We start from the raw sequence: 12,166 nt of genomic DNA on the forward strand, positions 1-12,166 counted from the left end.
CGGAATGATGATGAAACGGACGTTAGCGCGCGCGATGTGATCCTGGCGGCATGGCGTCCGGGGCACGGGCGCTCCACCGAGCCGACACGCTACCCGATGCAGGGCCCAAAACGGAAAAGCCTCGGAAACATGGCGTTTCCGAGGCTTTCACGGTCGAAACAATGGTGGAGCGGAAGGGGATCGAACCCTCGACCTTCGCGATGCGAACGCGACGCTCTCCCAGCTGAGCTACCGCCCCACGTGCCTGGATTCTAACCACATGTCGCGCGATTCGCCAAGCACACCGGCGGCCTAGGGCGCGATCCTGCGGCACTCACTCGCGGATCAGCGGGAACTTGAGGTCCGGGTTCTTGGCCTTCCATTCCTTGTACGACACCGAGCCTTCCCAGGCGGCGAAGGCCTTGGGGGTGCGGCCGCGGCCGGACCAGGTCTCGCCGGTATGCGGCAGTTCGTACTTCGGCTTGACTTCGCTGCGGCCGCTCTTGACCACGTCCTTGCGTGCCGTGGTGGTGCCCAGGTAAGCGGAAATATCGTTGCGCTGCTTGGTGTTGAAATGGCCGGCAAACTGCTCCAGCAGCGAAACGATGGTGGCATGCGCAGAGGATGCCTCGCTGGCGCGCTCGGTCTTTTCCTGTTCTTCCAGCTTCTGCAGCTCGTCCAGCAGCTTGGCTTTGGCTTGTGCGATGGAATCCAGTTTGGAGGTGGTATTGCTCACAGAGGTATAGCCTCGGAATAGGGAGGTGGAGACGTTGCCCGATTGGCATGCGTCATTATGGCATGTGGCCCGGGGGCGGCCGTTGCGTGTGCGCGTGCCCGCAGGTGCGGTGACCAGGCCTTGTCTGGTCGCGCGTTCGCAGTGTTCTGGCGAGTCCGACCAGCATGCTTGCGCAAGCTGCGACCCGACCGTAACGATACAACAGCAAGCCAGGCGGGATGACACAGCCGTGCGGCGTTGGCCAGATGCTGGCCAGACACGTCCTGGTTGGCTGTCAGTCTCGATGGCGCGGTATCCAATGGCAGAGGCGGCGATTGACGGGGATGCCGCCGGAGAGTGTGGCCTGATTCATGACCGGCGCAGCCGCCGAACGGCCCTCCGCGCCCTGCCCGCATCGCGACGGCCGCGTGTATGCGTGGTCTCTGGACCGTTGCATCCAGTCACTGCGCTGCAGCGTCTTCCAGCAGCGGTGTCAGCTGCGCTTCCAGCGCGTCGCGGCGCCATTGCCCCAGCGGTGCGGGCCAGCTGCGTTGCTCGATCAGGGTTTCCAGGTGCCGGCGCGAGGCTAGGATGCCGTCGGGCAACCCCAGCTCGCGGCTGCGCTGGGCCACCGCGTCCTGCAGGCGCTTGAGCACGGCCTTGTTGCCGTCGGTGGCGGCCTGCGCCAGCGGTGCATGGTCCTCGTCGGGCAGCGGCGTATTCAATGCTTCCCACACTGCAGTGGCGAGCTTGCGCGGCGCCTTGGGAAACTTGTCGAACTGGCGCAGCAAGGCGTCCAGATCGGCGGGCGGAAACCGCGCCAGCTGGCTGGCCAGTTCGTTGTCCAGGATCCAGCTGCGTGGGCGATCGCTCTGGCGCGCCTGCAGGTCGCGCCAGCGCAGCAGTCGCAACAGGCGACGTTGCGCCGCAGGCTCCAGGAACTGCGCGGTGCGCAGGCTCACGTGCGGCCAGCGCTCGCCATCGTCGTGCTCCACCGTGACGAGCAGGCGCTCAGCGTCTTCGGCCAGCCAGCCCAGGCGATCCTGCTCGGTCAGGCGGCGGGTTAGTTCGTCGTGGATGGCGAACAGGTAGCGCACATCGTCGGCGGCGTATTCCAGCTGCGCCGGCGACAGTGGGCGACGCATCCAGTCCGAGCGCGTCTCGCCCTTGGTCAGCAAGGTGCCGGTCACTTCCTGCACCAGTTTCTGATAGCCCATCCCACCCCCCACACCTGCCAACGCGGCGGCGATCTGGGTGTCGAACAACGGCCGCGGCAACACCCCGCACGCGCATTTAAAGGTGACCAGATCCTCGCTGGCGCTATGCATCACCTTGACGATGTCGGTGGCGGTCAACCACTGCTTGAGCGCCTCGTTCATGCCCGGGATGAGCGGGTCGATCAGCAGGATCTCCTCGCCAATGGCCATCTGCACCAGCGCCAGTTGCGGCCAGTAGGTGCGTTCGCGAATGAATTCGGTATCCAGGCCAATGCGGGACGGACGCGATGCCTGCAGGCGTTCGCTCAGCTCGGAGGGGTGGGTGATCCAATGAGGCACGTGATTTCCGTCGACAGCGAGGGTTTGCGCAGAACGCGCAGAATAGCCTAACGTCGCGATCGCCTGTCGTGCGGCAGAGCACTGGAAGGAGCGGGTGGTGGGTGAGTGCGGTAACCGGATCGCGGCGTGGGCATTGCTGGCGCTCAGTGTGTGCGCCTGTTCGCGTACACCGACGCCAGCGCCTGCCGCTGCGCCGCAACCTGCCGCTACTGCGGTGCCGAGCAAGCCGAATGTGTCCATCGGTGGCGAAGAATCCGCCGAGACCGTGGCGCAATGGCAGCCGCCGCCAGTGGACCTGGGCGATGCGCCGCTGGCGCAGGTGCGCAAGCGCGCCGACCAGGCATTGAAGGACGACCGGCTATATCGCAACGCGGACGACGCGATTCCGCTGTATCTGGCGATCCAGCAACGCACCGACGGCAAGGACGCGGCCAGTGGTCGCGGGCTGGAGCAGGCGCGGCGCCGATTGATCGAGCGTGGCCAGGGGCTGATCGAACAGACCGACGGTCAGGACAGCGCGCTGGAACAGGCGCGTGAGCTGGCCATCGTGGCACTGGCACTCGCTCCGCAGGATCCGAAGGTACGCGCACTGCAGCGCGCGGTGGAAACCGCGCAACGGGTGCTGAGCTTCAACCGTGCCGGCGAAGAGGATCTGCGTGGCGACCGCCTGGGCGAGGACGGCAACGGGGCGCTGGTGAACTTTCGCGATGCGGCGCAGCTGGATCCGGACAACCCGCGCACGCGGCAGGGCCTGGCTGCGGTGGAAAGCGGCCTGCTGGCACGCGCCGAACAGGCGGCCGGGGCGAGCGACTTCATCGGCGCACGCTACTGGTTGCAAATGGCCGGGCAGGTGCGTGAGCGCGCACCGACCATTGCCGATGCACGGGCGCGCATCGAGCGTATGCGGCGTGCCCAGATCGCCGCTTTGCACGACGCCGGCCTGCACGATCTCAACTCGCCCCGCGGCCTCAAGGCGGCCGGCGAAACACTGGCCGAGGTGCTGCGCATCGCCGATCCGGGCGATGCGGTGGCCGGCGATCTGCGTCGGCGGCTGGAACTGGCAACCCATTACGGCAGCTTCCGCCCCGGGCAGGTGTTCACCGACGGACTCAAGCTCGGCGGGCGCGGTCCGCAGATGATCGTGGTGCCGCATGGCGCGTTCCAGATGGGCGCAGGCGATGCCGAGCCCGGCGCCTCCGACAACGAACGCCCGTCGCATTACGTGCGTTTTGCGCGCGGCTTTGCGTTGTCGATCACCGAAGTGACGGTCGCCGAGTTCCGCCAGTTCGTCGAGGCGACCGGCGCGCGTCCGCGTGCCACCCGGCGCGGGCATTCGGTGGTGTACGACGAGCGCAGCGGCAACTTCATCCGCCGCAGCGGGGTGGATTGGCAGTCCGACTACAACGGCGCTCAGGCCGCACCCAACAGCCCGGTGATGCACGTCAGCATCCGTGACGCCGAAGCCTACGCGAGCTGGTTGTCGGAACAGACCGGTCGTCACTACCACGTGCCCAGCGAGGCCGAGTTCGAATACGCGGTGCGCGCCGGCACCACTGGACGCTATCCCTGGGGCAATGCCGGCTCGCCGCCGCTGGATGCGGGCAACTTCACCGGCGGCAACGATGTCTCGCGCAGCGGCAGGCACTGGAACAACGGCTTCGTCGGCTACGGCGACGGCTTCTGGGGACCGGCGCCGGTCGGTAGCTTCCGCGCCAATGCCTGGGGGCTGCACGACATGGGCGGCAACCTGAGCGAGTGGGTGGCCGATTGCTGGCATGCCAGCTACCGTCGCGCGCCGGCCGACGGTGCCGCCTGGTTCAACCCCGGCTGCCGTCAGCGCATGATCCGCGGCGGCAGCTGGGCCAACTCGCCGCAGCAGACGCGTGCGGCCTGGCGGCAGTCGCAGGACTCGGACAGCACCAGTGCACGGATCGGCTTCCGCCTGGCACGCGGGATCTAGAGCGCAGCTGTAAGCCAGTGCGCAAGCGCGGTTTGCGCCTGCACGGAGCTCGATCACCGATCGCCGGGCTGTCCGGGTGGCATGCCCGCCTCGAAGTGACATGTCGGTCGCGATCACCCGGGCAGTTCCGGGGTCTGGTCCCGCCGCAAGACCGGGCGCGCAGGCTTAACCGCTGCGAACACTGCCCGCGATCGCGGTGGAACCGGCCGCCTTGGTCGCGGTCCAAGTGCCAGCGCTTGCGAGGATGGCGGTGATGGGCTGGGGAATCAAGGTGTTTCGTTGGGTCATCGCGGTACTGCTGATCGGCGGCAGCGGCTATGCCGTGGCGCGTCATCTGCAGGACGGAAATACCGCCGGGCATTACCGCTCGGTGGAGGTGCTGCGTCCGGAAGGCACGCCGAAGGCCATGGTGGTGCTGTTGCCCGACAGCGGCCATGCGCAGGACGGCCAGCGGCTTGCCGAGATGCTGAGCAACGACGGCGCACTGGTCGCGGTGGTCGACACCGCCAGCTATCGCGCACGGTTGCGCGCGCATCAGGCAGCCTGCAGCTCCCTGGCCGACGATGCCGAACGCTTGGGCAAGAAGTTGCTGCGCGCCGAGCATGTCGATGCATTCCTGCCGCCGGTCCTGGTGGGGCAGGGCGATGGCGCGATGCTGGCGCGGCAGGCACTGGCCTCGGCCGCGCCCGACGTGCTGGGTGGCGCGGTTGTCGCCGATGGCGACGCCAGCGATGGCGGCCTGGCCTGCTCGCGCGACGTGCCCGATGCCAATCAAGGCTTCCTCGACGATCTGGTCGACGCTGCCAGCCCCCTGCAGATCGCTGCGGCCACCCGGGGCCATTTCCTGATGGCGCATGCGCAGGGCGTGGGCGATCTGCCGCTGGTCGAACTGCATGCGCCCGGCAGCGACCGCATGGTGGTCATGCTGTCCGGCGACGGCGGCTGGCGCGAACTCGATAAGGGCATTGCCGCGCAATTGCAGCAGCAGGGCGTGTCGGTGGTGGGCTGGAACAGCCTGTGCTACTTCTGGGCCAGCCGCACGCCGCAGCAGGTCGGGGCGGACCTGGATCGGGTGATTGCGACCTATCAGCAGCGTTGGCATATCCACCACGTCGCGCTGGTGGGCTACTCGTTCGGCGCCGATGTGCTGCCGTTTGCCTATCCCGGACTGTCGCCGCAGCAGCGCACTTCGGTGCAGTTCGTCAGCCTGCTCGGCCTTGCCCATCAAGCCGATTTCAAGGTGCGTGTCGGTGGCTGGCTGGGCTGGCACAACGATGCCGAGCGCGATGTGGAACCGGCGATCCAGGCGTTGGACGCGCATCGCCTGCAATGCATCTACGGCGATCAGGAAACGGACACGCTGTGCCCCGAGCTGCGCGCGCGTGGCGTGCAGGTAGTGGCGCGTCCGGGCGGGCATCACTTCGACCATGATCCTGTGGCGCTGGCCGGGCTGCTGATGCAGGGCTGGCAGCAGGCGGCGCAGACGCCCACTCATGGTTAGAGAGCCGGTGATGCCCTCTGATCTGCACGCGGAGCGGTCTGCGGCGGGTTGAAGGGCTCATCCAGCTTGGTTTGCCTGGGCGAAGCTGATAGCGCCGCATCGGCGCGCCCTCTGTGCAAATCCACGGCGCTGCTCGGTCGACCGCCCTGCAGCTCATCGTTATCGCGACACTGCGATGCGTGTGCGCTTGCTGATCGCCTGCGGCAACCAGGCAGCAAGCGTGGTTACCGCTGTCAGTCGTCGTTGCCCGGCCCGACCCGCACCTCGATGCTGCCATCGGCCAGCTGCGCACGCAGGCGCTCGCCAGTGGTGACCTCGGCAGCGCTGCGCACCACGCTGCCATCGGCGGTGCGGGTCACGATGGCGTAGCCACGCGCGACGGTGGCGAGCGGGCTGACCGCTTCCAGCGAGCGTGCCAGGCTACGCAGCCGCAGTTGATCGTGCTGCAGGCGTCGCTGCATCGCTGCCTGCGGATGCAGTGTTCGCAGTCGTTGCTGCAGCGTGGCCAGATCGCGTTGCGGGTTATGCGCTTGCAGGCGCGCCTGCGTCCGTTGCACGCGTGCCTGCAGACGCTCCAGCACCTGGGTCATGCGCGCGCGCAGCTGGCGGCCGGCGTCCTGCTGCCGGCGTTGCAGCAGTTGCAGCCGCGCCTGCGGGCTGTGTGCACGCAGGCGCAGGGCAAGCCGGTCGGCGCGCTGCATCGCGTTGCCCAGCGCGTGCTGCTGCAGCTGGGCCATGCGGGCATGCGCGCGCCGCACGCGGGCGACCAGCTCGCGCTGATCGGGCACCAGCAGTTCCGCCGCCACCGAGGGCGTGGGCGCGCGCACGTCGGCCACGAAATCGCTGAGGCTGAAGTCGGTCTCGTGCCCGACCGCCGACACCACCGGCGTGCGCGCGGCGGCAATCGCGCGGGCCAGGCGTTCGTCGTTGAAGGCCCACAGGTCCTCCAGCGAGCCGCCGCCGCGGGTGATCAGAATGACGTCGTAGCGCCCGGACGCATCGGCGCGCTGCAGCAACGAGGTGATCTGCGCCGCGGCGCTGTCGCCCTGCACCAGGCAGGGCAGCAGGTCCACTTCCAGCAACGGAAAGCGGCGCGCCAGGACGCTGAGCACGTCGCGCACCGCCGCACCGCTGGGTGAGGTGATCACTGCCAGCCGCCGCACATGCGCCGGCAGCGGCTGCTTGCGCTCGGCATCGAACAGGCCCTCGGCGGCCAGGCGCGCACGCAATTCGTCGAAGGCACGGCGCAAGGCGCCTTCGCCGGCCTCTTCCATGTGGTCGAGTACCAGCTGGTAGTCGCCGCGCGCTTCGTACAGGGTGAGACGTCCGCGCGCGAGCACGCGCAGCCCTTCGCGCGGCTGGAACTTCAGCCAGGTGCTCTTGGGCTTGAACATCGCGCAACGGATCTGCGCGCGCGCGTCCTTGAGCGTGAAGTACAGATGGCCCGAAGACGGGCGCGTGACGCTGCTCAGCTCTGCTTCCACCCAGACCAGCGGGAAGCTGCCTTCCAGCAAGTCGCGTGCCAGCGTGTTGAGCTGGCTGGGGGTGAGGATCTGTTCATTGCGGTCGGCCATCGCCGCATTATCCCGCAGCGGCGATGCGCATGCGTGAGTGCATCGGGCCGAGCTTACCCACCGTGTTGCGCCAGCGCCCAGCCCACATGTTCGCGTACCAGCTCCGACGCGTCGTGGCGACGCGCCTCCAGTGCCGCCAATACCTCCGGCGTGCCGGGCGCATTGCCCAGGCCCACCGCGATATTGCGCAGCCACCGCTGATGGCCGCTGCGACGGATCGGGCTGCCTTCGGTGCGGCGCAGGAACTCGGCTTCGTCCCAGGCAAACAGCTGCGGCAGCGTCGCCACATCCAGCTCGTTGCGGGCGCGGAAATCGGCTTCGTCGGTGCGCTGGGCGAACTTGTTCCAGGGGCAGGCCAGCTGGCAGTCGTCGCAACCGAAGATGCGGTTGCCGATCGGCTTGCGCATCTGCTCGGGAATCGCGCCCTCGTGTTCGATGGTGAGATAGGCGATGCAGCGGCGCGCATCCAGTCGGTAGGGCGCGATGATGGCCTGGGTCGGGCAGATGTCGATGCAACGCGTGCAGGTGCCGCAATGCGCGGTGGCCGGGGTGTCGATGGGCAGTGGCAGATCGAGGTAGATCTCGCCCAGGAAGAACCACGACCCGCCGTTGCGATCGATCAGGCAGGTGTGTTTGCCGATCCAGCCCAGCCCGGCATTGCGCGCCAGTGCGCGCTCCAGCACCGGTGCCGAATCCACGAAGACCCGATAGCCGAACGCGCCGACTTCGCCCTGGATGCGCTCGGCCAGTTTCTGCAGCCGGTTGCGCATCAGCTTGTGATAGTCGCGCCCCAGCGCGTATCGCGCCACGTAGGCGCGGCGGCCGTCGTGCAAGGTATTCCAGGCCTCAGTGTCGTCCTTGCAGCCGTAGTCCATACCTACCGACAACACGCGCAAGGTGCCGGGCACCAGCTCCTGCGGGCGCGAACGTTTGTCGCCGTGCTGGGCCATCCAGTGCATGGTCCCGTACAGGCCTTCTTCCAGCCAGCTGCGCAGATGCGCCTCGTCTTCGCCGAGCTCGATGCCGGTGATCCCGCAGCGCTGGAAGCCGGCCTCGCGCGCAAGCGCACGGATGCGCGCGGCAGCGTCGGTGGGGTCGGGGCGGGCGAGGACGGCAGACATGGCGACAAGTATAGAATTCCCGGCATGTACGCACCGCTCGATCTTTACGACACCGCCGCCGCACGCAGCCTGGACACGCAGGCCACCACGCTGCTCGGCGGCGACGGCTATACCTTGATGCAGCGCGCCGGGCAGGCCGCCTGGCAGCATCTGCTGGATCGCTGGCCGCAGGCACGCCGCATCGTGGTGGTCTGCGGCACCGGCAACAACGGCGGCGACGGTTATGTGCTGGCACGGCTGGCGCAGTGGGCCGGGCGCCAGGTGCAGGTGGTACATCTCTCCGAGCACGGCCCGGCCTCGCCGCTGGCACAACGTGCCTGCACGGACTATCTGGGCGTGGGCGGTGCGATCGAGCTATTTCCGTCGCCGCTGGCACAGGCAGATGTGATCGTCGATGCGCTGTTCGGCATCGGCCTCAACCGCGCGCCCGACGCCGAGACCGCCGCGTTGATCGACGCCATCAACGTAGCCGGTGTGCCGGTGCTTGCGCTGGATGTGCCCAGCGGCATCGATGCCGATCACGGCGTGGCCTTCGGTGCCGCGGTGCGCGCGGATGCCACCTTGCAGTTCCTCGTACCGCACGTCGGGCTCTATACCGGCGATGCGCTGGAGCATGCCGGCACGCGCGCAACCACGTCGCTGGACGTGCCGGATGCCGCGTTCGACGGGCTGGCGCCGGCCGCGCACAGCTGGGACATCAACGCCCTGGCCGCGCAGTTGCGCCCACGGCGACGCAATACGCACAAGGGCGAGTCCGGCCGCGTGCTGTGTGTCGGTGGCAACCTCGGCAGCGGCGGAGCGATCATGCTCACCGCCGAATCGGCCTTGCGCAGCGGGGCAGGGCTGGTGCAGGTCGCCACCCGCGCCGAGCACGTCGCGCCGCTGCTGGCGCGCTGCCCGGAAGCGATGGCGCGCCCGGTGCAGGCCGACGACGACATCGCCGCATTGGCCGATGCGGCCGACGTGGTGGCGCTGGGTCCGGGCCTGGGGCAGGACGCCTGGGCGCAACAGTTGTGGCGTACGGTGCTGGCCTCGGACAGCGCCATCGTCATCGATGCCGATGGCCTGAATCTGCTGGCCGCCAACAAGGAGCCGGCGCGCGGCCCGCGCGTCTTGACCCCGCATCCCGGCGAAGCCGGCCGCCTGCTGGGGCTGTCGACCACGCAGGTTCAGCAGGATCGACTGGCCGTTGCAGACGCATTGGCCAGGCGCTTTGATGCGGTGGTGGTGCTCAAAGGCGCCGGCAGCGTGATCGCCGCGCCGCACGCGGTGCCGCGCATCATCGATGCCGGCAATCCGGGTATGGCGGTCGGCGGCATGGGCGACCTGCTGACGGGCGTGATCGCGGCCTTGCTGGCACAGGGTTGGTCGCCATTCGATGCCGCCAGCCGGGGCGCCTTGCTGCATGCCTGCGCCGGCGATGCGGCCGCACGCGCGGGCGAGCGCGGCCTGCTGCCGACCGATCTGCTGCCCGAACTTCGCCGCTTGGCCAATGCCGGAGCCACTGCATGAGCCAGCTCAACGCGACACTGGTCGATGCGCAGGCCACCGAAACCCTGGGGCAGGCCCTGGCTGCGGTACGGCCCGCCCGTGCGATGGTGCAACTGCACGGCGATCTCGGCGCAGGCAAGTCCACGCTGGCACGCGCGTTGCTGCGCGCACTCGGCGTCACCGGGCCGATTCGCAGCCCCACCTACACGCTGGTCGAGCGCTACCCGCTCGGCACTGGCGACGAGGCCTGGCACCTGGATCTGTACCGCATCGGACAAGCCGGGGAACTGGATTTTCTCGGGCTCGACGAGGGCAGCGCGAGCCTGTGGCTGGTCGAGTGGCCGGAACGCGGCGCAGGTGCATTGCCGCCGGTGGATCTAGACGTGGAACTGGCGGTCGACGGCGATGGGCGGAGCGTCACGCTGTTGGGGCGCAGCGATACCGGGCGCGGCTGGCTGGCGCGGCTGTCGGGCCTGCCTCAGTTGCAGTCCCTTTGTACCAGCTCACAGGAAGAATGAACGCCAGGTTGTGGATTATTAAGGGAAATCACCTTGCAATTCACACGTTTGGGTGATTGAATCCAGCGCCATGACACCGGGGTTCCGCCAGTTTTGCGTTTCCGCCCTGACCGCCAGCCTCAGCCTGGCGGTTTTTGCTGCGTGGGCCGGCGAGATCAAGGGTGTCGGCATCAGCACCGGTGCAACCGGCACGCGTGCCGAGATCCAGCTCGCCGGTAGCGGCGGATTCAAGACCCTGTCGCTGGCCAACCCCAATCGCCTGGTGGTGGATTTTCCCGATTCCTCGGGTGTGCGCGGCCTCAAGCTGCCGCCGGCTGCCGGCCTGGTGACGTCGGTGCGTACCGGGCAACCGGTGCCCGGCACCTTCCGTGTGGTGTTCGAGCTGGCAACGCCGGTGACGCCGTTGAAGCCGCAGATGCAGACGTTGGGCAGCGCATCGACCCTGGTGATCGAGTGGCCGGGCGATCCGCCGGCTGCCGGCATGCTGGCCACCACCACAACAGCACCTGCCGCGCTGCCGCCACCGCGCCCGGCCAATGCACAATCCGAGGCTGCCCGCGCAACTGCTGCGTTGGCAGCGTCTGCGCAACGCGCGTCGGTGGTGCCGCCTGCTCCGGCGCCCGCACCGTATGTGCCTGCCTCGGCCATGCCCAGCGTGACTCCGGCACCGGTACCGACCACGGTCGCCACCGGCGTACCGACACCGCGTCCAGGTACCGCCACGACCACGGTGACGACCGGCACCAACGCGCCAGCAAACACCGCCGGCAACACGCCCAATCGCGTCACCGCCGCGGTGTCGCCCGTCTCGGCGATGGCAGGCAACGGCACATCGCCTGCTGCCATCTTGAATGGCGGCAATGCCGTGGCCGCCACGCCGAATGCGGCTGCCGGCAGCGTCGCTGCGGCGGAAAGCGACGAAATGCCGCCGCGTCCGGTGCTGCCCAGTGAATCCTCGCGGATCAAGATGGCACCGGGCATGCGTCCGCTGATCGTGGCCATCGATCCGGGTCATGGCGGCCAGGATCCCGGCGCCATGGGCCCTACCGGCAAGCGCGAAAAAGACGTCACCCTGGCGGTCGGCCGCGAACTGGCGCGCCAGATCAATGCCACGCCCGGCATGAAGGCGTACCTGACGCGCGATACCGACGTGTTCATTCCGCTGCCGATGCGCGCGCAGAAGGCACGCGCCGCCAAGGCCGATATCTTCATCTCCATCCACGCCGACGCTGCCGAGAACCGCAGTGCGACCGGTTCGTCCGTCTACGTGCTGTCGACCAAGGGCGCCTCCTCGCAGCGCGCGCGCTGGCTGGCCGACAAGGAAAACGCCGCCGACCTGGTCGGCGGCGTGCGTCTGCAGCAGACCGAAAGCACGCTGGCCAATGTGCTGCTGGATCTGGCGCAGAGCGGCCACATGAAGGCCTCCGAAGATGCGGCAGGGCACGTGCTCGGCGGCCTCAAGCGGATAGGCAACAATCACAAGCCGCAGCTGGAACGCGCCAACTTCGCGGTGCTGCGCACCTCCGACATGCCGGCGATGCTGGTGGAAACGGCCTTCATTTCCAATCCGGACGAAGAGCGCCGGCTGATCGACCCGGCCTACCAGCGCAAGATCGCCTCGGCGGTGCTGGACGGCATCGATACCTTCTTCACCCGTCAGCCGCCACCGGGCACGCTGTTTGCCGCACGTGCGCAGGCCGAAGCCGATGCCGGTGTCGGCACCGTGGCCGGCGGCAGCCGCTGAGCCGCTC

General features: G+C 68.3%; 9 protein-coding genes and 1 tRNA gene. 5 read left to right on the forward strand and 5 right to left on the reverse strand.

Annotation, left to right across the window (positions count from 1 at the left end; all coding sequences use genetic code 11):
- Window positions 1-162 precede the first annotated feature (162 nt).
- From XarjCFBP7645_RS08145 to rnd, 3 genes are all read right to left on the reverse strand, one after another.
- A tRNA-Ala gene (locus XarjCFBP7645_RS08145) sits at window positions 163-238 on the reverse strand.
- Window positions 239-313: 75 nt separating this feature from the next.
- Window positions 314-715 (reverse strand): H-NS family nucleoid-associated regulatory protein, encoded by a 402-nt coding sequence (locus XarjCFBP7645_RS08150; RefSeq protein ID WP_047125217.1) that lies wholly within the window; start codon window positions 713-715, stop codon window positions 314-316.
- 440 nt (window positions 716-1,155) lie between these two features.
- A complete protein-coding gene (gene rnd / locus XarjCFBP7645_RS08155; protein WP_104537097.1) occupies window positions 1,156-2,250 on the reverse strand; it encodes a ribonuclease D in 1,095 nt (364 codons plus the stop codon).
- A gap of 97 nt (window positions 2,251-2,347) precedes the next feature.
- Here rnd and XarjCFBP7645_RS08165 point away from each other — a divergent pair, with 97 nt between their 5' ends.
- On the forward strand, window positions 2,348-4,210 hold the full coding sequence (locus XarjCFBP7645_RS08165) for a formylglycine-generating enzyme family protein (RefSeq protein ID WP_104537862.1): 1,863 nt from the start codon (window positions 2,348-2,350) through the stop codon (window positions 4,208-4,210).
- Window positions 4,211-4,463: 253 nt separating this feature from the next.
- Window positions 4,464-5,711 (forward strand): AcvB/VirJ family lysyl-phosphatidylglycerol hydrolase, encoded by a 1,248-nt coding sequence (locus XarjCFBP7645_RS08170; protein ID WP_104537863.1) that lies wholly within the window; start codon window positions 4,464-4,466, stop codon window positions 5,709-5,711.
- Between the two features lie 233 nt (window positions 5,712-5,944).
- Here XarjCFBP7645_RS08170 and xseA read toward each other — a convergent pair whose 3' ends face one another.
- Window positions 5,945-7,285, reverse strand: coding sequence for an exodeoxyribonuclease VII large subunit (gene xseA, locus XarjCFBP7645_RS08175; protein ID WP_104537098.1), 1,341 nt, complete (start codon window positions 7,283-7,285; stop codon window positions 5,945-5,947).
- A 53-nt stretch (window positions 7,286-7,338) separates the two neighbouring features.
- A complete protein-coding gene (gene queG / locus XarjCFBP7645_RS08180; protein ID WP_104537099.1) occupies window positions 7,339-8,406 on the reverse strand; it encodes a tRNA epoxyqueuosine(34) reductase QueG in 1,068 nt (355 codons plus the stop codon).
- 24 nt (window positions 8,407-8,430) lie between these two features.
- Between queG and XarjCFBP7645_RS08185 the strand changes: the two genes are divergently transcribed.
- From XarjCFBP7645_RS08185 to XarjCFBP7645_RS08195, 3 genes are all read left to right on the forward strand, one after another.
- A complete protein-coding gene (locus XarjCFBP7645_RS08185) occupies window positions 8,431-9,918 on the forward strand; it encodes an NAD(P)H-hydrate dehydratase (RefSeq protein ID WP_104537100.1) in 1,488 nt (495 codons plus the stop codon).
- The gene (tsaE, locus tag XarjCFBP7645_RS08190; RefSeq protein ID WP_104537101.1) at window positions 9,915-10,415 is read left to right on the forward strand and encodes a tRNA (adenosine(37)-N6)-threonylcarbamoyltransferase complex ATPase subunit type 1 TsaE; all 501 of its coding nucleotides are present in this window, start codon (window positions 9,915-9,917) and stop codon (window positions 10,413-10,415) included. The genes XarjCFBP7645_RS08185 and tsaE overlap by 4 nt, the downstream gene beginning before the upstream one ends.
- A 70-nt stretch (window positions 10,416-10,485) precedes the next feature.
- Window positions 10,486-12,159 carry an N-acetylmuramoyl-L-alanine amidase gene (locus XarjCFBP7645_RS08195; RefSeq protein WP_080959878.1) on the forward strand — a complete coding sequence of 558 codons (1,674 nt, stop codon included), beginning with the start codon at window positions 10,486-10,488 and terminating at the stop codon, window positions 12,157-12,159.
- Window positions 12,160-12,166 lie beyond the last annotated feature (7 nt).

The sequence above is a fragment of the Xanthomonas arboricola genome (assembly GCF_002940665.1).
In the GTDB taxonomy this organism is placed as follows: domain Bacteria; phylum Pseudomonadota; class Gammaproteobacteria; order Xanthomonadales; family Xanthomonadaceae; genus Xanthomonas; species Xanthomonas arboricola_B.

What these genes read in the sequence shown, in the direction of transcription:
- XarjCFBP7645_RS08170 (WP_104537863.1), top strand. Translation starts at nt 4,464, where the DNA reads ATGGGCTGGGGAATCAAGGTGTTTCGTTGGGTCATCGCGGTACTGCTG.
- xseA (WP_104537098.1), bottom strand. Translation starts at nt 7,285, where the DNA reads ATGGCCGACCGCAATGAACAGATCCTCACCCCCAGCCAGCTCAACACG.
- XarjCFBP7645_RS08195 (WP_080959878.1), top strand. Translation starts at nt 10,486, where the DNA reads ATGACACCGGGGTTCCGCCAGTTTTGCGTTTCCGCCCTGACCGCCAGC.
- tsaE (WP_104537101.1), top strand. Translation starts at nt 9,915, where the DNA reads ATGAGCCAGCTCAACGCGACACTGGTCGATGCGCAGGCCACCGAAACC.
- XarjCFBP7645_RS08185 (WP_104537100.1), top strand. Translation starts at nt 8,431, where the DNA reads ATGTACGCACCGCTCGATCTTTACGACACCGCCGCCGCACGCAGCCTG.
- queG (WP_104537099.1), bottom strand. Translation starts at nt 8,406, where the DNA reads ATGTCTGCCGTCCTCGCCCGCCCCGACCCCACCGACGCTGCCGCGCGC.